General features: G+C 44.2%; 16 protein-coding genes and 2 pseudogenes. 7 read left to right on the top strand and 11 right to left on the bottom strand.

Annotated elements, in window-relative coordinates; genetic code table 11:
* Positions 1-93 precede the first annotated feature (93 nt).
* Positions 94-606, bottom strand: coding sequence for a glycine cleavage system protein R (locus OCV52_RS09610; RefSeq protein ID WP_137407465.1), 513 nt, complete (start codon positions 604-606; stop codon positions 94-96).
* Between the two features lie 234 nt (positions 607-840).
* Complete coding sequence (locus tag OCV52_RS09605) at positions 841-1,749, bottom strand: DUF3943 domain-containing protein (RefSeq protein ID WP_137407466.1); 909 nt, start codon at positions 1,747-1,749, stop codon at positions 841-843.
* 210 nt (positions 1,750-1,959) lie between these two features.
* Between OCV52_RS09605 and OCV52_RS09600 the strand changes: the two genes are divergently transcribed.
* A complete protein-coding gene (locus OCV52_RS09600) occupies positions 1,960-3,198 on the top strand; it encodes a CinA family nicotinamide mononucleotide deamidase-related protein (protein WP_102426152.1) in 1,239 nt (412 codons plus the stop codon).
* 131 nt (positions 3,199-3,329) lie between these two features.
* On the opposite strand, the gene OCV52_RS09595 is transcribed toward OCV52_RS09600, so the two are convergent.
* The 3 genes and pseudogenes from OCV52_RS09595 to OCV52_RS09585 all read right to left on the bottom strand — a co-directional run bounded on the left by OCV52_RS09595 (position 3,330) and on the right by OCV52_RS09585 (position 7,218).
* Positions 3,330-4,175, bottom strand: coding sequence for a dimethyl sulfoxide reductase anchor subunit family protein (locus OCV52_RS09595; RefSeq protein WP_137407467.1), 846 nt, complete (start codon positions 4,173-4,175; stop codon positions 3,330-3,332).
* A gap of 1 nt (position 4,176) precedes the next feature.
* Positions 4,177-4,796, bottom strand: a pseudogene (locus OCV52_RS09590) (DMSO/selenate family reductase complex B subunit).
* Between the two features lie 11 nt (positions 4,797-4,807).
* A pseudogene (locus OCV52_RS09585) lies at positions 4,808-7,218 on the bottom strand (DmsA/YnfE/YnfF family dimethyl sulfoxide reductase).
* 199 nt (positions 7,219-7,417) lie between these two features.
* On the opposite strand from OCV52_RS09585, the gene OCV52_RS09580 reads away from it, so the two are divergent.
* Positions 7,418-7,984, top strand: coding sequence for a TorD/DmsD family molecular chaperone (locus OCV52_RS09580; protein WP_137407468.1), 567 nt, complete (start codon positions 7,418-7,420; stop codon positions 7,982-7,984).
* Positions 7,984-8,499 (top strand): ferredoxin-type protein NapF, encoded by a 516-nt coding sequence (gene napF, locus OCV52_RS09575; protein WP_137407469.1) that lies wholly within the window; start codon positions 7,984-7,986, stop codon positions 8,497-8,499. The genes OCV52_RS09580 and napF overlap by 1 nt, the downstream gene beginning before the upstream one ends.
* 155 nt (positions 8,500-8,654) lie before the next feature.
* Here the strand turns inward: napF and yfaE are convergent, their stop codons facing one another.
* From yfaE to ubiG, 4 genes are all read right to left on the bottom strand, one after another.
* A complete protein-coding gene (gene yfaE / locus OCV52_RS09570; protein ID WP_008222053.1) occupies positions 8,655-8,933 on the bottom strand; it encodes a class I ribonucleotide reductase maintenance protein YfaE in 279 nt (92 codons plus the stop codon).
* Positions 8,933-10,066: a class Ia ribonucleoside-diphosphate reductase subunit beta gene (nrdB, locus tag OCV52_RS09565; RefSeq protein WP_102398203.1), complete on the bottom strand. Its 1,134-nt coding sequence runs from the start codon at positions 10,064-10,066 to the stop codon at positions 8,933-8,935. Before nrdB ends, yfaE begins: the two co-directional genes overlap by 1 nt.
* Before the next feature lie 102 nt (positions 10,067-10,168).
* Positions 10,169-12,451 (bottom strand): class 1a ribonucleoside-diphosphate reductase subunit alpha, encoded by a 2,283-nt coding sequence (gene nrdA, locus OCV52_RS09560; RefSeq protein ID WP_008222047.1) that lies wholly within the window; start codon positions 12,449-12,451, stop codon positions 10,169-10,171.
* Positions 12,452-12,960: 509 nt separating this feature from the next.
* Positions 12,961-13,704, bottom strand: coding sequence for a bifunctional 2-polyprenyl-6-hydroxyphenol methylase/3-demethylubiquinol 3-O-methyltransferase UbiG (gene ubiG / locus OCV52_RS09555; protein ID WP_171731632.1), 744 nt, complete (start codon positions 13,702-13,704; stop codon positions 12,961-12,963).
* Positions 13,705-13,962: 258 nt separating this feature from the next.
* On the opposite strand from ubiG, the gene gyrA reads away from it, so the two are divergent.
* Positions 13,963-16,605, top strand: coding sequence for a DNA topoisomerase (ATP-hydrolyzing) subunit A (gene gyrA, locus OCV52_RS09550; protein ID WP_137407470.1), 2,643 nt, complete (start codon positions 13,963-13,965; stop codon positions 16,603-16,605).
* A 169-nt stretch (positions 16,606-16,774) separates the two neighbouring features.
* On the top strand, positions 16,775-17,404 hold the full coding sequence (locus OCV52_RS09545) for a TPR domain-containing protein (protein WP_137407471.1): 630 nt from the start codon (positions 16,775-16,777) through the stop codon (positions 17,402-17,404).
* Between the two features lie 25 nt (positions 17,405-17,429).
* Here OCV52_RS09545 and OCV52_RS09540 read toward each other — a convergent pair whose 3' ends face one another.
* Together OCV52_RS09540 and nrfA are read right to left on the bottom strand one after the other, a co-directional pair.
* Entirely contained in the window at positions 17,430-17,774 is a 345-nt protein-coding gene (locus tag OCV52_RS09540; RefSeq protein WP_137407472.1) for a rhodanese-like domain-containing protein, read from the bottom strand.
* Positions 17,775-17,899: 125 nt separating this feature from the next.
* On the bottom strand, positions 17,900-19,348 hold the full coding sequence (nrfA, locus tag OCV52_RS09535) for an ammonia-forming nitrite reductase cytochrome c552 subunit (RefSeq protein ID WP_206383566.1): 1,449 nt from the start codon (positions 19,346-19,348) through the stop codon (positions 17,900-17,902).
* Between the two features lie 482 nt (positions 19,349-19,830).
* On the opposite strand from nrfA, the gene nrfB reads away from it, so the two are divergent.
* Positions 19,831-20,415: a cytochrome c nitrite reductase pentaheme subunit gene (nrfB, locus tag OCV52_RS09530; protein ID WP_137407473.1), complete on the top strand. Its 585-nt coding sequence runs from the start codon at positions 19,831-19,833 to the stop codon at positions 20,413-20,415.
* A gap of 3 nt (positions 20,416-20,418) precedes the next feature.
* Positions 20,419-21,105: a cytochrome c nitrite reductase Fe-S protein gene (gene nrfC / locus OCV52_RS09525; RefSeq protein WP_137407474.1), complete on the top strand. Its 687-nt coding sequence runs from the start codon at positions 20,419-20,421 to the stop codon at positions 21,103-21,105.

Raw genomic sequence — 21,105 nt, 5'->3', positions numbered from 1 at the left:
TATTTTTTAGATTTTATACGTTTTTTTGTAAGCTATGTAAGGAGGGAGGAAGTATCCTCCCAACGATAGGGTATCGTTAGGAGGATAGTTCAACTAGCTCTCGACCATCACTCGAGTATCTTCACTGAGAGTTTCTAGTTCATTGATAACATCATCGATTTGAACTTCGATTGGTAGCTTAACCGCGATTTTAGAAGTGAATAGGCTTGAACTGACACCGCCACCACCGGCAATAAATACGCGCTGGCAATCCATGTCGAGAATATTGATACCTTGTCTATCGAGTACATGTGTCACTTCATTGACGATACCGGCGCGATCGTTAGAATCGAGTCTCAGATGGTGAATGGTATCTTGAACATTATGTGCATGGTCTGAATCAACGAACTGGACAATCAGGTCCGGGTTAGCGCTGAATGCCTTTTTAACAATCGATTCATTGATGGCTGGAAGTTGAACCTTAAGTACGCCTGCAACTTGGTCTTCAATAAAGTTCACTTTACTGATGAGCCATTTGCCGTCGTTCTCATGAGTCACCGCAGCGAGTTGTTTAATGGTCGCAGGCGACGCTTTTCCGATAAAGTTTACGATAAATGTACTGTTCATATCAGCCCCCAAAGTTTCAATTAATCATTGCTAATTAAATGTTTGATATTAAGCGATAAAGTTCGTTAATTTCAGTGTAGAAGTTTATATCGAACAATGTTTGACCTGTGTCAATTTTTGAAACTAAGCTGTGATGCAAAAAAAGAGAATGAAGAGTAGGGCACAAAAAAAGCGGCTAGAGAGCCGCATTTTAGAAAAGTTTTGGTTATTACCGAAAGTAATCAGGTCGCTGTATTAGAAGGTTACTTTAAAGTTCATACCAACAAACTGAGAATCGTATGGCGCGCCAGCATCGTAAGCGAATTTCGCGGCATCTTGGTTATCCCACCAAGGGTTAGTATTCAGGTTAACTTCTGCGTCACCACCCCAAGCATCACTTACCCAATAGTGGATATGACCGACAGGGTTTAGGAAAAACAGAGACACATCACCCATGGTTTGAGAACCCATCACTTCACCGCCTGAAGCAATGATGTCTTGCTCGGTTTCTAGCATTATTTCACCCACAACCGCACCGAAGAAAGGTGTGATGAAAAGGTCTTGCCATGAAGGTACTTCAGCAAATGCTTCTACGCCGTATTCCCAGAAGAAGGTCGACATCGTCCAAGAGTACATAAACGATTCAAACTCGTTGTAACCCGCGTGACGTGCTGCTGTGTAGTAAACACCACCAAAATACGGGTGCATCACATAGTTTAGGAAGTGTTCGTCACGGTCCCACACAGGGCCTTCAGAAACGTTATCTTTCCACTTTTGACCTAACTTACTTAAGTCGCGTTGGTCGTCGTCCCATTTAGTGATACTTTCTGGTAAGAAGGTCATTAAACCAACGGTTGCAACACTTAAGCCAAGAATCGTGTAAGTTTGACCCATTAGGTAATCCCAATTTTTCTCTTCGCTAACCAAAAGGTGCTTTGGTTGTTGGATTGAGAAATCGTACTCTTCGCTTGATTCGCTCAGTGCGTAATTGGTACTAGGCTTGTAGGTGTACAAGCTATCATTAACACAGTAATCTTGAGCACATTCATCCGAATAAGAAAGGTTGATTGGCTGGTCGAAGTCGTATTGGCTTGCAACCGAGTTAACTGACATTAGCATTGTAAATGCAGCAGTAACCTTTGCTAGTAACGGTGATTTGGCCACAAGGGTCTCCATGAGAAAGTTTAGAATTGATCAGGGTCACAATTATCCATTAAATGCCTGATTTAGGGAACTAATAATTTATCGCTTTTCCTAAGAAAACCTTAGATTTAACATTATTAATATTTGTTAAAAAGCCAAATAGCTCAAACTCAAACATAGACCAGTTTGTAGATAATGCAGCGTCTTTTTATGACTACAAGGGATAGAAACATGACGAAAATCGCAATGTTAAGTACAGGTGAAGAAGTTCTTCACGGAGACATTGTAGACACGAACGCGGCTTGGATGTCTGCTGAGTTTTATCAGCACGGTTTTGCTTTGGCTAAACGCTCCACAGTCGGTGATCAAATGAATGCCTTGGTTGAAGAGTTGCTGATGCTAAGCTTTAACTATGATGTGGTTATCGTTAATGGTGGCTTAGGCCCGACAACCGATGATATGAGTGCTGCGGCAGCTGCGACTGCGTCAGAACAGAAATTAGTCATGTTCCCTGAGTGGCTAGCGCGTATGGAAGAGATGTTTTCTGGACGTGGCATGCCGATGCCAGACAGCAACCTAAAACAAGCCTTATTGCCAGCAAGTTCAGAAATCGTCGATAACCCTGTTGGAACAGCATGTGGCTTCAAACTTAAGATTAACGATGCGACTTTCTATTTCACTCCGGGCGTACCGAGTGAGTTCAAGCGCATGGTGAGCTTTGAAATTATCCCTGATCTTGCTCGCACTTATCCTCAAGTAGTCGCTTCTGAATGCAGCAGGTTATTTACCTTTGGTTTGTCTGAATCCGGCATTTCTGATGTGTTAGACCAACTGAAACTGCCGGAAGGTTATGAGCTGGGTTACCGCTCTTATCTGCCGTTCATTGAAGTGAAACTGTTTGGGCCTAAGTCGGATTTAGAAACTCGCGTTAAGCTACTGCAAATGGTGTACAAACTGCTAGAGAGCAATGTTGTCAGTGTTGATGAGCCGATGATCGACCATATCGGTCATATTATGGCGGAAAGAAAGAAGACCTTGTCGGTATCAGAAGTATCAACCAAAGGTGCGCTTTCGGCTTGGCTACAATCGAATGAACAAGTTGAAGATTGCTTCGGTCACTCTTGGGTGATGGCGGAGCCAAAAGAGAGTGAGCTTGAAAAGAACGACCCACTAGCAGCAACGTTTGCTCTGGCTGGCGCTACAAGAGAAAAGTGCGGCACCGAGTTAGCCCTAGTCACGGGCAAGTTAGAGGGCAATACCTTTAGTGTTGCATTATCGAGCGAAGCGGGTGAGTGGGGGCAAGTGCTGGAGTTTTATCGTCAATACAAGCGCGAAGATGCACGTACTATCATCAAAACGGTCGCTGCAGACATGCTAAGAAGGCATCTAGACAATAAACCTATGTTTGGTGACTACTCTTCAGTAAAACGCGTGAAGGATATGTTTATCCCTTCAGCGATCATCAAATAAGACGCTCTTGTCGTAAACCAAGATCTCTTAAATCAAGATTAGACAGAACCAATAAAAAGGCCCAACATCTAAATAGGTGTTGGGCCTTGAGTTTATCTAGCCTTCTAGATAACCAAATAAGGAGCCTGTGATTACAAACCGCTTGTCATATGTAGGCTGTAGAACAAGCCACGGCCGATTAGTTCTGACGCTAGGAATAGTACTAATGCTAGGCCTAGATTGACTGGGTTCACTTTTGCTTTATTAAGCATAGGTAGAATCCAAATCAGTAAGCTTGCCATTAGCAATGCAACTTGAAGGATCACATAGCTGCCTAAACCATCAACCAACTCTGAAGCTTTTGCTACTGAAGTTTGGATGTCACCGATTAGATTCAGTTTACCGACTGTCACAAGCAAACTGATCGCAACGGCAATCACAGCCAGCATGGTGATGTTATGGTCAACTGTAAAGCGACTGTCGTTAACAAATACAATCACGAACTGAGACAGCAGCAAGCCAGCTACAACCATAGTCATGACGAAGCTCAGTGGTGTGTAGATGTTGTCCCATGTTGGTACTGTGTTGATTATGTATACGTTGATCATCGCGTACATGAAGATGACACCCAGCACCATAGCGCCAACCATCAGTGCTTTCTGGATAGCAAGGCCACCTTTCTTGACCACTGACAGTAGCCATTGCAGGCCACCGACAGCGAAGAATGCCGCACCGAAGAACACTTCGTTAGACAACCAAGCTGAGCATAGTTGGTTAAAGGCATTAAACGCGCGCAGTGGAGAGCCTAGGTGCGTTGTCGAGAACATAAAACCAAGACCCATTAATGCCCACAGAATGAACATTGGAACCTTGTAGCTGTTCAGTTTCTCTTCGTCATGACCAAGTGCCAGTGCACGGGCACCAATAAGCAGGTAACCACCGACAGCGGTTTGAGCCAGTACCGTGAAGAAGATCAAAGACCACTCATGAAAAATCATCTTACACCTCCTTAGGGTTTGCTAGGTGACCACTGGTATCGCCAGTCGGCTTCGCGTTTTTGTTTAGCTTAATCACGATGTTCGGTAGCGTTTCTGTTGAAGATGGCAGTGGCGCCACATCTGCACCAGAGCCGTATTTCTCGCGAAGTGTATTGATTTCGCCAAACTCCAATGCACGAAGTGGGCAAGACTCAACACAGATTGGCTGTTTGCCTTCAGAAACACGTTGGTAACAACCATCGCATTTGGTCATGTGGCCTTTTTTAGCGTTGTATTGTGGTGCGCCGTAAGGGCACGCATTGCTACAGTGCTGACAACCGATACACACACTTTCATCAACCACAACCAAGCCGTCTTCATCACGTTTGTGCATTGCGCCCGAAGGACACACTTTCACACATGCAGGGTTAGTACAGTGGTTACAAGCGATAGAGAGGTAGTAAGAAAAAACATCTTTCTGAACCCAGGTATCGCCATCTTGAGTGAAGCCACCACCTGCGTATTCGTACACGCGACGGTAGTTCGTTTTGATGTCTAGATCGTTATAATCTTTACAAGCAAGCTGACAGGTTTACAACCCGTGCATTTACTTGAATCAATGTAAAAGCCGTATTGTTTCATTCCAACCTACCTTATGCTTTCTTAAGCGCTTTGATTTGAACTAGGTTTGTATGCTGAGGGTTACCCTTAGCAAGTGGGCTCGGGCGCTGAGTGGTCAGCACGTTGATAGAGCCTGCATGGTCGATCTTCTGACCATCGGGTGCGTACCATGCACCTTCACCTAGCGCGACAACTCGAGGAAGAATCCTTGGTGTCACTTTCGCTGGAATATGAACTTCACCACGGTCGTTAAAAATGCTGACCATGTCGCCGTTTTCAATACCGCGCTCTTTTGCATCGATTGGGTTGATCCACAACTCTTGTGGTGCCGCAGCTTTGATCTCTGCAACGTTGCCGTAAGTGGAGTGGGTACGAGCCTTGTAGTGGAAGCCCGTTAGTTGTAGCGGGTACTTCTCTACTAGTGGATCGTTATGGCCTTCGAAAGAGTCCGCGTAAATTGGAAGTGGGTGAATCACTTCGTCTTCTTTTAGCTTCCAAGTCTTCGCAATCTCTGCCAGTTGCTCTGAGTAGATCTCGATCTTGCCACTTGGTGTGGTTAGTGGGTTCGCTTCAGGATCTTTACGGAAATCTTCGTAAGCGATGTAGTTGTGGTCATAGCTACGCTTGTAGATACCCAGTTCTTTCATCTCTTCGAAGGTTGGCAGTGTAGGGTCGTTTTTACGAGTTTCTGCGTAAAGGTGCTCAATCCACTGCTCTTGAGTACGACCTTCAGTGAACTCTTTTTCAACGCCCATGCGTTTAGCAAGCTCAGTACACATCTCGTAGATAGATTTTGCTTCGAACTGAGGTTCAATCGCTTTCTGTGCGTAGATGAAGTAAGGCATGTTCGATGCTTTGCCATCCATACACCAGTCGTCTTGCTCTGATGTGGTTAAGTCAGGCAGGATGATGTCAGCGTACTTCGCTGAAGAGGTCATGTGGTTATCAATGACAACAATCATTTCACAGGCATCTTCGTCTTGAAGAATCGCGTGTGTCTTGTTGATGTCTGAGTGTTGGTTGATGATGCAGTTACCCGCATAGTTCCAGATCATCTTGATTGGGTTTTTCAGGCGCTCTGCACCACGAACACCGTCAGTGATGTCGGTCATCTCGTGGTGACGGTGAATCGCGTCTGTCCACATGAACATTGAAATGGAGGTTTCAATTGGGTTTGGTACGGTAGGGAAGCGCACAAACGGAATGTTGATGTCACTTTCACGAGCACCCGTAGAACCGCCAGATACACCCACAGAGCCTGTCAGTAGTGACAGCATAGCGATTGCGCGACAAGCTAACTCACCGTTCGCAGTGCGTTGTAGGCCCCAACCTTGGTGGATAGCACACGGTTTCGCTGTACCCATCTCACGAGCAAGTTTAACGATGGTATCGACAGGGATACCCGTGATTTTAGAAGCCCATTCAGGTGTTTTTTCTACGCCATCTTCACCTAAACCTAGGATGTAAGATTTGTAGTCGCTGTTTTTAGGAGCTGAAGCAGGGAGAGTCTTCTCATCGTAACCGACACAGTATTTGGCTAGGAACGCTTGGTCGACTAGGTCTTCAGTGATCATCACGTGTGCAAGACCCGCTACCAATGCAGCATCGGTAGATGGGCGAATTGGGATCCACTGATCTTCACGGCCACCGGCAGTATCGGTGTAACGTGGATCGATGATAATCGTTCTAGCGTTTGATTTGTTTTTGCTTTCTACGTAGTGGTGGATCAGACCGCCGCCAGACATACGAGTCTCAGCAGGGTTGTTACCAAATTGGATGTTAAGCTTAGTGTTCTCTAAGTCAGAGAAAGAGTTGTTGTTTGCCCAACCACCGTAGGTGTAGCTCAAGCCTTTCGCGATTTGCGCGGTTGAGTAGTCGCCGTAATGGTTTAGGTAACCGCCACTTAGGTTCATAAGGCGAGCAATCAGCGTTTGTGCTGGTGGCCAAGACTTAGTGACCGTACCACCAAGTGTACCTGTACCGTAGTTTAGATAGATGGTGTCGTTACCATAATCTTTAATAAGGCGTTGCATGGTGCCAGCGACTTCATCAAAAGCCTCTTCCCAACTGATGCGCTTAAACTTACCTTCACCACGTTTACCCACACGTTTCATTGGATACTTAAGGCGATCTGGGTTGTAAACACGGCGACGCATAGAGCGACCACGCAGGCATGCACGCACTTGGTGATGACCGTATTCGTCAGTACCCGTGTTGTCTGTTTCTACGTATTTGATTTCACCGTTTTGTACATGCATACGTAGCGGGCAGCGTGAGCCACAGTTTACTGTACATGCACTCCATACGATTTTCTCATCCACATTTTCAGCAACTGCAGCAGCTACTGGTTTGGATTTGAAAGGCAAAGCGATACCGCAGAAGAAGCTTTCATGAAGCCTCTTCGAGTAAGATTCATTACCCCAGATTCTTTCTTATTCGTCATTCTAAGATGCCTATTGTTATTGATGGGTAGCACTTTATAGGTAGTTTTACTTTTGTCTTTTAATATTTAAATGTTGATTGATGAGCGTCAAATAAGTGTGAAATTTAAAGTTTATGAATTGAATGTATAAATTAGATCAAAGAATGAAATGGTTTGATTTATATAATCAGTTTTAAAACCTATTACGATGTAAATAATAATGATTATCGATACGAACAAATTACTTGGCTCAATATTCTATCAAGCAAAAAGTAAAGAGCAGTTAATAGAGATTGTTCAAGCTCTCGTTGAGAACCAAGTATTATCAGAAGATTGTTTATTAGCCGTTCAAAATGAACAGGAGGATGACTTAACAGCCGAGTTTAGCCGCCTGTTTGAAGGGGTTGGAGAGATGCCAGCACCACCATGGGGCTCGGTTTACCTCGATAAAGACCGTGTTGTGTTTGGCGAGTCAACGGTCGCGTATCGACAGTTTTTAGAATTAAATCAAATTGAATTAGATACTGGTTTAAGAGAGCCCGAAGATCAGTTTGGTCTAATGTTATTCGCTCACGCCTATTTGTTAGAAAATAACAATATAAATTCAGCTCGTGAATTACTTGAGTCTCATTTATTAACTTGGTCTTTTGTATATTTAGAAACTCTAAATAAAAAGTCAGAACTATCCTTTTATAAGAAGTTATCAGTTAGTGTAATTGATTGGCTTAATTACCTAACATCTGAATATAAATTAAGCGTTGCTACTAAAAAGTTATATATTGATTAATGTCTGAGCAAGTAAATTCAAATAGGCGTGGTTTTTTAACTCGGTTGTCTAAACCTGTTCAAGCCGCAGCCAGTTATGAAGAGAAATCAAAGCGTTTACATGCTAGGCCACCGCGAGCCGTTGATGAAGTGCTGTTTGAGCGTCTGTGTGATGGCTGTGGCTTGTGTGAGCAAGCGTGCCCAAACAGTGTTATTGAGATACAAGAGGGCAGCGCGCTGCTCAATTTGGATTACAACAGCTGCTCTATGTGCAACAAGTGCAGTGAAGTGTGTCCGACTGGTGCGCTTCACCCAACGGTCACGCCTTACATTGATTTAAAACCTAACTTTGCTGATAGCTGCAATAACTATATGCAAATGGACTGTCATGCCTGCCAATCTGCGTGTTCAGCGGGCGCAATACAGATTGAGGCCGGGGAGTTACCTACGGTTGCTCAAGATAAGTGCAATGGCTGTGGAGAGTGTCGAAGCGCTTGTTACATCGGTTCGGTGACATTGAACCTGACTCAACAGTAAACATCTGGTTTGATGCTTGAGAACTAAAGACTCGAATAGAAAAAGGGTCCGCATTCCAAGAGGAAGCGGACCCTTTCTAATCTGTATTGCTTTGAAGTCTCTAATCTTCGCTTAACTCATTCTCTTCGGAACATAGCGTACTTAAGCCGATTGGATTAAGCACGCTTTTGCTTGTTTCGATGAATCACGTTACTCAGCGATAGATCGGATTTCGCTTTGCAGATACAAGGCAAAATCTCGTTGCCTTGCGTGTAAGCCATAGCAAAACCAACGTACTCAACCTCACCAGAATCCAACGTACAGCGGCATGCGCCACAGTGACCATCTCGGCAGTTGTATTCTGGTTCTAACCCAGCTTGTTCCATTGTTTCCAATAGCGTATTTGAAGGGTTAGATTCAATTGAAGTTAGCTTGTTGATTTTGATTGTTGGCATTACAGCTCAAATCCTTCAAAGTCGTCAGCTTTCACTTCGTTGTCGATCTGACCAACTAGGTAAGAACTGATTTCTGCTTCTTGCGGAGCAACTTGTACGTTATCAGAAGACAACCAAGCGTTGATCCATGGAATTGGGTTTGATGTTGCTTCTGGGTAAGCGGTACCTAGACCAACGGCCTGCATACGGATGTTGGTGATGTACTCAACGTATTGGCAAAGAATGTCTTTGTTCAGGCCAATCATAGAGCCGTCTTTGAATAGGTATTCTGCCCACTCTTTCTCTTGCTCAGCTGCTTGCTTGAATAGGTCGAAACACTCTTGCTTGCATTCTTCAGCAATTTGCATGAATGCGAAGTCGTCTTGACCGTTACGTAGCAAGTTGATCATGTGCTGAGTACCGGTCAGGTGAAGCGCTTCATCACGAGCGATTAGCTTGATGATTTTTGCGTTACCTTCCATTAGCTCACGCTCAGCGAATGCAAATGAACATGCGAAACTCACGTAGAAACGGATTGCTTCTAGTGCGTTTACCGACATTAGACATAGGTAAAGTTTCTTCTTCAGGTCGTGAAGAGAAATCTTAACGTCTTCGCCGTTGATGTTGTGGTTGCCTTCGCCGTAACGATGGTAATCAGCGGTTAGCTTAATTAGGTCGTCGTAGTAGAACGCGATGTCTTTAGCACGCTTTAGGATCTCTTCGTTTTCAACGATGTCGTCAAATACTAGACCTGGATCGTTCACTATGTTACGAATGATGTGCGTGTAAGAACGAGAGTGAATCGTTTCAGAGAAAGACCAAGTCTCAATCCAAGTTTCAACTTCTGGTAGTGATACTAGCGGAAGTAGGGCAACGTTCGGGCTACGGCCTTGGATAGAATCCAGCAGTGTTTGGTACTTCAGGTTAGAGATGAAGATGTGCTTTTCATGCTCAGGAAGCTTGTTGTAGTCGATACGGTCGCTAGACACGTCTACTTCTTCTGGACGCCAGAAGAAAGAAAGTTGCTTCTCGATAAGCTTTTCGAAGATTTCGAATTTTTGTTGGTCGTAACGTGCAACGTTAACCGACTGACCTAGGAACATTGGTTCTTTTAGCTGGTCATTTTTTTTCTGAGAAAAAGTACTGTAAGCCATAAATGCCTCAAATCCTTTAAAGACTCGTTATAAAACGAACCCTGTTAATGCTTTAAACCCAGAGAAGATAACTTCTCTGGGGTCTTAATGTTTTACTGCGGTTTAGATCTTACAACCGCCGCCTTCACAATCTTCTTCCGGCACTGTTACTGCGTCACCTTGGTCGTCTTTTGCACCATCACGAGTGTTATGGTAGTAAAGAGTCTTAACACCAAACTTGTATGCAGTTAGTAGGTCTTGAAGCAGCTTCTTCATTGGTACTTTACCGCTGTCGTAAACACTTGGATCATAGTTAGTGTTTGCAGAGATAGCTTGGTCAACGAATTTTTGCATGATACCCACTAGGTGTAGGTAACCGTCGTTAGAACCAATGTTCCAAAGTAGCTCGTAGTTCTCTTTAAGATTTAGGAAATCTGGAACCACTTGCTTCAGGATGCCGTCTTTCGATGCTTTCACTGATACGTAACCACGTGGTGGCTCGATACCGTTAGTCGCGTTCGAGATTTGAGACGAAGTCTCAGAAGGCATAAGCGCAGTTAGCGTAGAGTTACGCAGACCGTGCTCCATGATCTCTTCACGTAGCGCATCCCAATCGTAGTGCAGAGGCTCATCACATACTAAGTCGATATCTTTCTTGTAAGTATCGATTGGCAGTAGGCCTTTCGCGTAGTTAGTCTCGTGGAAAGATGGGCAACGACCTTGCTCTTTCGCTAGTTCAACAGACGCTTTTAGTAGGTGGTATTGAATCGCTTCAAAAGTACGGTGAGTCAGGCCATTTGCGCTGCCGTCAGAGTACTTCACACCATTCTTCGCTAGGTAGTATGCGTAGTTGATAACACCTACACCTAGAGTACGACGGTTCATTGTCGACTTGTATGCTGCTGGAAGCGGGTAGTCTTGGTAATCAAGAAGTGCGTCTAGAGCACGAACAACCAGTTCAGAAAGCTCTGCTAGGTCATCCAGTTCGTTGATTGCGCCAAGGTTAAATGCTGAAAGCGTACATAGTGCAATTTCGCCTTCGTCATCTTCTACGTTAGAAAGCGGCTTAGTTGGCAGCGCAATTTCTAGACATAGGTTCGATTGACGAACAGGTGCAACTTCAGAGTCAAACGGGCTGTGTGTATTACAGTGGTCAACGTTCTGAATGTAGATACGACCAGTAGAAGCACGCTCTTGCATTAGTAGAGAGAATAGCTCTACTGCTTTTACTGTTTCACGCTTGATTGACGGATCGTTTTCGTACTTAACGTACAGCTCTTCAAAGCGCTCTTGATTTTCGAAGAACGCGTCGTATAGGCCTGGTACGTCAGAAGGTGAGAACAAGCTGATGTTGCCACCTTGAACTAGGCGGGAGTACATAAGCTTGTTCAGCTGTACGCCGTAATCCATGTGACGAACACGGTTCTCTTCAACACCACGGTTGTTCTTCAGTACTAGTAGAGACTGAACTTCACCGTGCCATAGTGGGTAGAATACCGTTGCCGCACCACCACGAACACCACCTTGAGAACAACATTTTACTGCTGTTTGGAAGTATTTGTAGAAAGGGATACAGCCAGTGTGGAACGCTTCACCATTACGGATTTCAGAGCCAAGCGCACGGATACGACCTGCGTTGATACCAATACCAGCACGTTGAGATACGTAACGAACAATTGAGCTTGCTGTTGCGTTGATAGAATCAAGGCTGTCACCACACTCGATCAGTACACAAGAACTGAATTGACGAGTAGGAGTACGTACACCAGACATGATCGGTGTAGGTAGAGAAATCTTAAACGTAGACGATGCGTCGTAGAAACGTTTGATGTAGTCAAGACGAGTCGATTTCGGGTATTTAGCGAATAGACATGCAGCAACTAGAATGTAAAGGAACTGAGCACTCTCGTAGATTTCTTTCGTTACACGGTTTTGTACGAAGTATTTACCTTCAAGCTGTTTAACCGCTGCGTAAGAAAAATCTAAGTCACGCTTATGGTCGATGTACGAGTCAAGTTCGTCGAACTCAGCCTTCGTGTAGTCTTCCATTAGGTGGCTATCGTATTTACCCATATCAACCAGTTTTGCAACGTGGTCGTAAAGTGCAGGTGGCTCGTATTCGCCGTACGCTTTCTTACGTAGGTGGAATACTGACAGACGTGCTGCAAGATATTGGTAATCTGGAGTCTCTTCAGAGATTAGATCCGCTGCTGACTTGATGATTGTCTCATGGATATCAGTAGTGGTAATGCCATCGTAAAACTGAATGTGAGCTTTCAATTCTACTTGTGATACTGAAACATTGTGCAAGCCTTCCGCTGCCCATGTAATCACGCGATGGATTTTTTCTAAATCGATCGTTTCTTTGCGCCCGTTACGCTTAGTAACAGTAAGTTGTTGGTTCATTCTGCTTAATTTCCCTAACAAAACTGAACAAGGCCGTGTTTTTGTCTATTTCTGTGTAATTTTTGTAAATTACGTTTCGGCTTTGTGATCTTGGTCTACCCATATATTGTAGTTCAAACACAACATATAGGGGTCATTTGTTTGTTGGGTTACAAGATAGTGCTACAACTGACATTTTTCAAGGTAAAGAAATGGGGTTGCTTGTGGATAAGTGGTGGATTGAAAAAAAACTGTAAGTGACCACTAACTGATGAGGTTAGATGTCACTTGATTGTATAAAACTCGCCTTTTAAGGATGCTTTATTTTTGCACGCTGATAAAAAAAAATACCTTGATCTTTGGGCAAAATGAGCGATGGATTTTCGGCGATTAAATTTAAATCGAGGTGGTTAAAATGGAAGCTGGCGCACGAAATTTAGACTGAAAAAAGTCGCAAACTTATGTTAATTGCAACTCTTTTCATTAGTCTTTTTTTATAAAAGATTTTACGGTTGGATTTTTGATATTGGTTAGGCGAAATTTTGCGTATGAACTATGTAGTTAACATCTACATTTTGCCCTAAACGGTAACTGTCTGTTAACGGATTATAGTGCAGTCCAGTGATGCCTAATTCTTGAAGTGGGGTGTTATCGATCATCTTGATTAGCTCCGCTGGGCGAATGAACTTGTCATGCTCATGTGTGCCTTCAGGAACAATTCTAAGCAGTTTTTCTGCGCCAACAATCGCGAACAGGTAAGATTTGAAATTACGGTTCAACGTAGAGAAGAACACATGTCCGCCTGGTTTCACCAATTTTGAACACGCGGTAATCACGGATTGTGGGTCTGGTACATGCTCGAGCATTTCCATACAAGTCACCACATCATAAGTTTGCGGGTTTTGCTCTGCATGGTCTTCAATCGTGCTTTGGATGTAATCTAGCTTGGTACCGGTTTCTAGTGCATGAAGACGTGCCACTTCGAGTGGCTCTTTGCCCATATCTAAGCCAGTGACTACTGCACCTTCAACAGCCATGCTCTCCGCTAAAATACCGCCGCCGCAGCCAACATCGAGGACTTTCTTACCAAACAAGCCTTCGGTTTTTTCTAGCACGTAATTTAGGCGAAGTGGGTTGATTTGGTGTAGAGGCTTAAACTCGCCTTCGAGATCCCACCAGCGCGACGCCATGTCTTCGAATTTCTTAATTTCTGCTGGGTCTACGTTCTGTGATTTAGTCATAATCGGCATTTCCAAGTTAAATAATGCATCCATGAAATTGCAGGCATTATAACTTGCCTTTTCGTGCTGACCAGAAGATCTACAATTTTGCGAATTTATTGGATGTAAAGTGACCATGTTTCAGCGAGATATGATGCTGAGGTGCAATTTCTCATCAATTGATTGGCTACAAGGGTCACAAGATGGTAAAAGGATAGGGAAAGTGATGCCTCCGTAGGTAAATTTGTGTTATATTTTTCGGTCTTATACGTATTCAAATATACGATCTGACTATAGAGGGAAAATGGCTCTATGAGCGATCTAGCGAAAGAGATCACGCCCGTAAATATTGAAGATGAGCTTAGAGGTTCATACCTAGACTATGCGATGTCCGTCATCGTTGGTCGTGCCCTTCCAGATGTGCGTGATGGCCTAAAACCAGTACACCGCCGCGTTTTGTTCGCGATGAATGTACTAGGTAATGATTGGAACAAACCATATAAAAAGTCTGCTCGTGTAGTAGGTGATGTAATCGGTAAATACCACCCGCATGGTGATAGTGCTGTATACGACACAATTGTTCGTATGGCTCAACCGTTCTCACTGCGTTACATGCTAGTTGATGGCCAAGGTAACTTTGGTTCTATCGATGGCGACTCCGCGGCTGCAATGCGTTATACCGAAGTTCGTATGGCGAAAATTGCTCACGAGCTTTTGGCTGACCTTGATAAGGAAACTGTGGATTACGTACCGAACTACGATGGTACTGAACAAATCCCAGCAGTTCTTCCGACAAAAATTCCTAACCTATTGGTGAACGGTGCTTCTGGTATCGCAGTAGGTATGGCTACCAACATCCCACCTCATAACTTAGGTGAAGTTGTTGATGGCTGTTTAGCACTTATCAATAATGAAGAGATCACTATTGATGAGCTAATGGACTACATTCCTGGTCCTGACTTCCCGACAGCAGCACTTATCAGTGGTCGTAAAGGCATCGTAGATGCATACAAGACTGGCCGCGGTAAGGTTTACATGCGTTCAAAAGCGGATATCGAAGCTGACAAGAATGGTAAAGAAACCATTATCGTTACTGAGATCCCTTACCAAGTAAACAAAGCTCGTTTGATCGAGAAAATTGCTGAACTGGTTAAAGATAAGAAAGTAGAAGGCATCAGTGCTTTACGTGACGAATCTGATAAAGATGGTATGCGTATTGTTATTGAATGTAAGCGTGACGCTGTGGGTGAAGTTGTTCTGAACAACCTATACGCACAAACTCAGCTGCAAACGACTTTCGGTATCAACATGGTTGCTCTAAACAATGGCCAACCACAGTTGTTTAACCTAAAAGACATGCTTAAGTGCTTCGTTGACCACCGTCGTGAAGTGGTGACACGTCGTACTATCTTCGAACTGAAGAAAGCGCGCGACCGTGCACACATTCTTGAAGCTCTGTCTCTAGCATTGGCTAACATTGACGAAATCATTGAACTTATCCGTAACGCTCCAACACCAGCTGACGCAAAAGCTGGCTTAGTTGCTCGTGGCTGGGATCTTGGTAACGTTGCTTCAATGCTTGAGCGTGCAGGTACTGACGCAGCTCGTCCTGATTGGTTGGAAGACCAATACGGCATCCGCGATGGTCAATACTTCCTAACGGAAACACAAGCACAAGCAATTCTAGAACTTCGTCTTCACCGCCTAACTGGCCTTGAGCACGAGAAGATTCTAGACGAGTACAAAGCACTTCTAGAAGAAATCGCTGAGCTAATGCACATTCTTGCAAGCACTGAGCGTTTGATGGAAGTTATCCGTGAAGAACTTGAAGCGGTACGTGAAATCTATGGCGACGAGCGTCGTACAGAAATCACAGCGGCAGTTCATGACATCGACATGGAAGAGCTGATTGCTCAAGAAGACGTTGTAGTAACGCTTTCTAACGCAGGTTACGTTAAGTACCAAATCCTAAGCGACTACGAAGCTCAGCGTCGTGGTGGTAAAGGTAAGAGTGCAACTAAGATGAAAGATGAGGATTACATTGAGCGTCTGCTTGTTGCTAATACTCACGATAACATCCTATGTTTCTCTACTCGTGGTAAGACATACCGCCTGAAAGTTTACCAACTGCCATTAGCAAGTCGTACTGCTCGTGGTAAGCCTATCGTTAACATTCTTCCTCTAGAAGAAGGTGAGCGTATCACGGCTATCCTGCCTGTTTCTGAGTTCTCTAACGAGAAATTCATCTTCATGGCAACGGGTGACGGTACTGTTAAGAAGACATCACTGGATCAGTTCGCAAACGTACGTGCTAACGGCCTAATTGCAGTTAACCTACGTGACGATGATTCACTGATTGGCGTTGACATTACTAACGGTGATAGCGACATCATGCTGTTCTCTAAATCGGGCAAAGTTGTTCGCTTTAACGAGGACAAAGTACGTGCAATGGGCCGTACTGCCTCTGGTGTTCGTGGTATGAAGCTTCCAGAAGACGATCAAGTAGTATCGTTGATTGTTCCTTCTAACGAAGGCGATATCCTAACTGTGACTCAAAACGGTTACGGTAAGCGTACTGAACTAGCTGAATACCCAACGAAAGGCCGTGCAACGCAAGGTGTGGTTTCTATCAAAGTCTCTGAACGTAATGGCCCAGTTGTTGGCGCTGTTCAAGTTGAAGAAGGCGACGAAATGATGATGATCACCGACGCAGGTACGCTAGTACGTACTCGCGTTGCGGAAGTGAGCCAAGTTGGTCGTAACACTCAAGGTGTAACACTGATTCGTACTTCTGACGACGAGAACGTTGTAGGTCTACAACGTATCGACGAAGTAGAAGAAGCTGAGGTTGTTGAAGGCGAAGCTGAAGTAGCAAACGCTGAAGCAGCAGTCGTTTCTGAATCAAGTGAAGAGCGAGCATCAGACGCTTCTGATAGCGAGCAAGACACTGAGTAATCTTTCACTTCTATAAATAGAAGTTGAGACAAAAAGCCGAGCCATTGTGCTCGGTTTTTTATTACCTAGAATTTGGCTGTGACTTATTTAAACGCCAATAGCTAAACCTCGATCAATATTGTTTTAGTGAGAAAAAGGTACAGTAAAGCGTCAATGAAAGGAGAGTAGAATGGATATCTGGTTACTGATTGCTTTGCTGCTAATGAGCCTATTTCTAGTGGCAATCGTGATCGCATCAAACAGAAAAACCAGTCATCTTAAAGGCAATCTCCTTATTTCATGTGTGGCGATATTAGCCAGCATTCTGGTTTGGTCTCAGATGAAACAAGAAGCCCCTCAACTTACTTCAAGTGACGACAGCAGCTATACAGCAACAGATTTCCAAAATGAACTTCAGCAGAGCCTGGAGCAAGCCCCTAATCAATCAGACCTTTGGTTTAAGCTTGGTGGTGTTTATATGCAGAAAGGGGAGTTTGATGCTGCATTTATCTGTTACGACTATGCGATTCGTTTAGACCCACAGGCGCCTTCAGGGCTTTATGCAGCTAAAGCGAGCGCCTTGTATTACCTAAGTTCACAGGCGATGAGTGATGATGTGAAAGTGCTCTTAAATCAATCCATGGAACTTGATCCCAACGATCGTACGGCATTGATGTTGATAGCGACCGATCACTTCATCAGTATGCGCTACCAACAAGCGATCGATGCTTGGACTCAAATTCTCGATTCTAACCAGAAAGGCATTGATCGTGTCTCTATCATCCATTCGATCAACCAAGCTAAGCAAATGATCCGTTAAACGGGCACTATCTTTAATTTCTAGATTATTTGCTTTCTTGCATCTCAATTAAGCCGCCAGCGTTGTGGATCTGTGTAAACCCTTGAGCTTTCAAATATTGGTAAGCTTGTCCTGAGCGGTTACCACTGCGGCAATACAAAACGATAGGTTGAGCTTTGTCTATGCTAGCAAAGTGCGTAGCGACTTCAGAAAGAGGGTAGTTAAGCGCATTGTCCAGATGACCTTGCTTGAACTCTCCTGGTGTCCTGACATCAACCACAAGCGCACCTTCCTCAATCATTTCCCACCCTGTTTCTGCTCGTTCTGAGGCGTGAAGTCCTGAACTTATTAATGCGATGCATAATGCCGAAAGCGAAAGTAAGTGCTTCATTCTTTGTTCCTTGAATTAGCTAAAAGGTAATGTGAAATTGGGACGGTTGAGTGCGCCCAAATCTAAAAAACCAGCCACACCTTTACAGTGTGACTGGTTTTCTCTTTTTGGTCTATTTGAAGGAACTAGTATTCGTAGTTAGCTTCACGCTTTTCAGCTTGCTCTTCCCACTTAGGAACCACCGTGTCTAAGAAGTGTTGCTTCTCAGCATTCATCTTATCCATGTCCATTCCTAGCGCTTTCTGAGCGGCTTCTTTGGTTGAGATATCTGGAATCTCGATTGGATCGGTAATGCCTTTCTTCGCAAGTAGACGAACAATCTTAGTTCGCGCGTCTGCTGCGCGGTCAACCGCCGTTCCAAGAACCTCTAGGGCTACTTCAGGTGCGTGCATGTGAACACCATGAGATGCGATAGCGTAGTCCCAACGCCATTGCGCATGACGAATATCTTGTAAGATAGGTGCCATCTCTTGTTCTGTTGCGCCTGCTTCCCATGCTGCGCCTGCTTCCCATGCTGCGCCTGCTTCAAAGTGAGCGGCTACGATTTGTTTCTCAGCGGTCAGCTTCATGTTTAGCACTTGAGCTTTGCGGCTTGAAACGATGTTACGCATGGTCTCTTTAGATTGAGTATGGCAGTTCGCACAGGTGTCTTCGAAGCGGTCAAACGGGTTACCTACTTTATGGTCGGTGTAAACGGTACCGTCTTCTTTCGTCACTTTAGGCATGTGGCAGTCAACACAAGCAACGTTGTTCTTACCGTGAATACCTTCACGCCAAGTTTCGTAACCAGGGTGCTGAGCCTTAAGCATTGGTGCTTTAGAGACTTTATGTGTCCAATCTTTAAAACCAATCTCATCGTAGTACTCTTCCATCTGTTCAACACGCGTCCCTTTATCCCAAGGGAATTTCACACCTTTTGTTGGACCTGTGAAGTAGTATTCCACGTGACACTGAGCACACACAGATGCTTGCTGATCAAAGCGACCTTGTTCTTCGAAGTTCTTCCCAATCGCATCGAAAGCACGTTCAACATAAGGACGAGTGATCTTTAGTGCAGGTTCGCCATTTTTAAAGCCTTCACTTTGAGTATCGTGACAGTCGGCACAACCAATTGGATTGACTATCTCGCTGCCAAGGCGAGCACATTTACCTTCAAAGTAGCCGTCTTCACCACGCTCTTCAATAACGCGTGCTACGTCTGGGCTTTTACAGCTCCAACACGCCATTGGCATTGGGCCTGAGTTTTCGTCGGTTGGTCCACCAGTACGCAGGGTTTGTCTTACATCATCAACTGCATAAAAGTGGCCGCGGGCTTTGTTGTAGTCTTTCGCGAAACCGTAGCCCGCCCATAGAATAACCATGTTTGGATCTTCTTTTAGTGCGTCTTCAATGGCTTCGCTCTCTGACGTTTGTCTCCATGAATGGTATTGATCTGGGTGGTTTTGCTCGAACTGGTCGTTACGAGGATCACCAATTTCTTTTTGTTCAGACGCAGCAAAGCTGGTCGCGCTTACTAGTGATGCGCTAACCATTAATAATGCTGTGACGGAATTACGTATCCAATGCTTTTTCACAGTGATATCTCCAATATACTGATTTTTATACCAAGCGTTGTGAGTTTGCTATTCAAATTAAGAACTGGAATATTGCTGTTTATATTAATTCATAAATAAACACATTTTATTACGTGTCGGATGTTTGCTTGTTTTAGATCAATTAATGACAGTGACTTCAATCACGTTGAAGTTTATATAACCCTAAAGGGATATGTGACCATCAAGTTAGACTGGTCTTATTGAGAATTATTATCATATATAACAAACAATTACCCGACATGCCCTCACTATAAATAGGGTGATTGTGTTCACATATTACCCTTTGTATATTTCGCTTTACCTAATTAGGGGTATATTCTAAATATAGAAAGCGTTGTGGCTTATCCAAAATAAGAATTGACATCATTTAAGCGGTAATAATATCGTTTAAGGGTACTTTTGTTTAACCGGAATATTATTTAGTTGAGAGTTAAATAATGCCGGTATAAGGAAAGGATAAAATGGGCAATATTAAATTGGCCATAGTCATAATGCTTAAATCCCTTCTAGCATTCTGCCTCTATGGTTATTCCATTCATGCTGTTGCAGAGCCTGCTGTTACGCCAGTAGGAGAGTCAACAAGACATGAAGTCGAATTAATACGTGACAAAGATTACAAGTGTGTCCAATGCCATAAAGATTCTAAAGAAACGGTATTTGGTTCACATGGTGAGAGTGCGCACGCTTTGCTTGGCCGTGAAGTGAATTGCAAAGATTGTCATAGTTCTATTGGCCCCGATCACCGTGATGGTGCACCTGAGGTGGTGAAGTATCGCGCGGCTCAATCACAACCCGGAACCGAAAAGGTTTTCCTCGATCCTAGCTTAATCCTAGATGCCAACAGCCAATGTATAGATTGTCATAAGCCTGATGATCCGCGCGAAGCCAGTTGGACTCATGACGTACACGCACAAAACTTAACGTGTTCAAACTGTCACGATGTGCATGCGAGTGAAGCGAAGGTGCTTGGCTTAGATAAAAAGCAAACCATCAAGCTGTGTGTGGATTGCCATTCAGACTTCAACCAGAAGAAAGAAGGGGAGTAATCTATGAGCTGCTCAAGAAGAAACTTTTTAGCTGGCGCGGGTTCCGTTATTTTCACAACTGGTGTTGCAGGTACTGCAGCGGTTACAAGCCGCAAAACGCTAGCTAATGTTCAGGAAGATGGCACCAAGCGTTACGGAATGGTTCATGACGAAACCGCTTGTATTGGCTGTACTGCTTGTACTGAGGCGTGTCGTGAAGTAAACAAAGTGCCTGAAGGCGTATCGCGCTTAGAAATCATAAAGAGCGAACCTCAAGGTGAATATCCAAATGTTGATTACCGTTTCACTCGTAACTCTTGTCAACATTGTGATAATGCACCTTGTGTAATGGTTTGCCCAACAGGCGCCGCCTATAAAGATGAGAAGACAGGAATTGTTGATGTACATAAAGAGAAGTGTGTCGGCTGTGGTTATTGCCTGCTAGCTTGTCCATATCAAGTGCGCTTCTTCCATCCTGAGAATAAGTCGGCCGACAAATGTAATTTCTGCCGCGATACCAATCTTGCACAAGGTAAATTACCTGTTTGTGTTGAATCTTGCCCTACCAATGCGCTGATATCTGGCGACTTAAATGACCCTAAGAGCGAGATAAACCAGGTACTTAAACCTGAAGTGGTTTACAGAGATAAGGCTTATCTAGGTACTCAGCCAAAACTCTATAAAGTGCCACACCAAAAAGGGGAGATTTGA

Origin of the sequence: Vibrio chagasii (genome assembly GCF_024347355.1) — a bacterium.
Classification (GTDB): Bacteria; Pseudomonadota; Gammaproteobacteria; order Enterobacterales; family Vibrionaceae; genus Vibrio; species Vibrio chagasii.
The sequence above is the reverse complement of the archived record's forward strand: the minus strand, read 5'-3'. Positions and strand labels throughout refer to the sequence as shown.

Coding starts and splice junctions, on each gene's coding strand:
- yfaE (WP_008222053.1), bottom strand. CDS start 8,933: ATGCCAACAATCAAAATCAACAAGCTAACTTCAATTGAATCTAACCCT.
- OCV52_RS09610 (WP_137407465.1), bottom strand. CDS start 606: ATGAACAGTACATTTATCGTAAACTTTATCGGAAAAGCGTCGCCTGCG.
- gyrA (WP_137407470.1), top strand. CDS start 13,963: ATGAGCGATCTAGCGAAAGAGATCACGCCCGTAAATATTGAAGATGAG.
- ubiG (WP_171731632.1), bottom strand. CDS start 13,704: ATGGATGCATTATTTAACTTGGAAATGCCGATTATGACTAAATCACAG.
- OCV52_RS09545 (WP_137407471.1), top strand. CDS start 16,775: ATGGATATCTGGTTACTGATTGCTTTGCTGCTAATGAGCCTATTTCTA.
- OCV52_RS09595 (WP_137407467.1), bottom strand. CDS start 4,175: ATGATTTTTCATGAGTGGTCTTTGATCTTCTTCACGGTACTGGCTCAA.
- napF (WP_137407469.1), top strand. CDS start 7,984: ATGTCTGAGCAAGTAAATTCAAATAGGCGTGGTTTTTTAACTCGGTTG.
- nrfC (WP_137407474.1), top strand. CDS start 20,419: ATGAGCTGCTCAAGAAGAAACTTTTTAGCTGGCGCGGGTTCCGTTATT.
- OCV52_RS09540 (WP_137407472.1), bottom strand. CDS start 17,774: ATGAAGCACTTACTTTCGCTTTCGGCATTATGCATCGCATTAATAAGT.
- nrdB (WP_102398203.1), bottom strand. CDS start 10,066: ATGGCTTACAGTACTTTTTCTCAGAAAAAAAATGACCAGCTAAAAGAA.
- nrfB (WP_137407473.1), top strand. CDS start 19,831: ATGGGCAATATTAAATTGGCCATAGTCATAATGCTTAAATCCCTTCTA.
- OCV52_RS09600 (WP_102426152.1), top strand. CDS start 1,960: ATGACGAAAATCGCAATGTTAAGTACAGGTGAAGAAGTTCTTCACGGA.
- nrdA (WP_008222047.1), bottom strand. CDS start 12,451: ATGAACCAACAACTTACTGTTACTAAGCGTAACGGGCGCAAAGAAACG.
- OCV52_RS09580 (WP_137407468.1), top strand. CDS start 7,418: ATGATTATCGATACGAACAAATTACTTGGCTCAATATTCTATCAAGCA.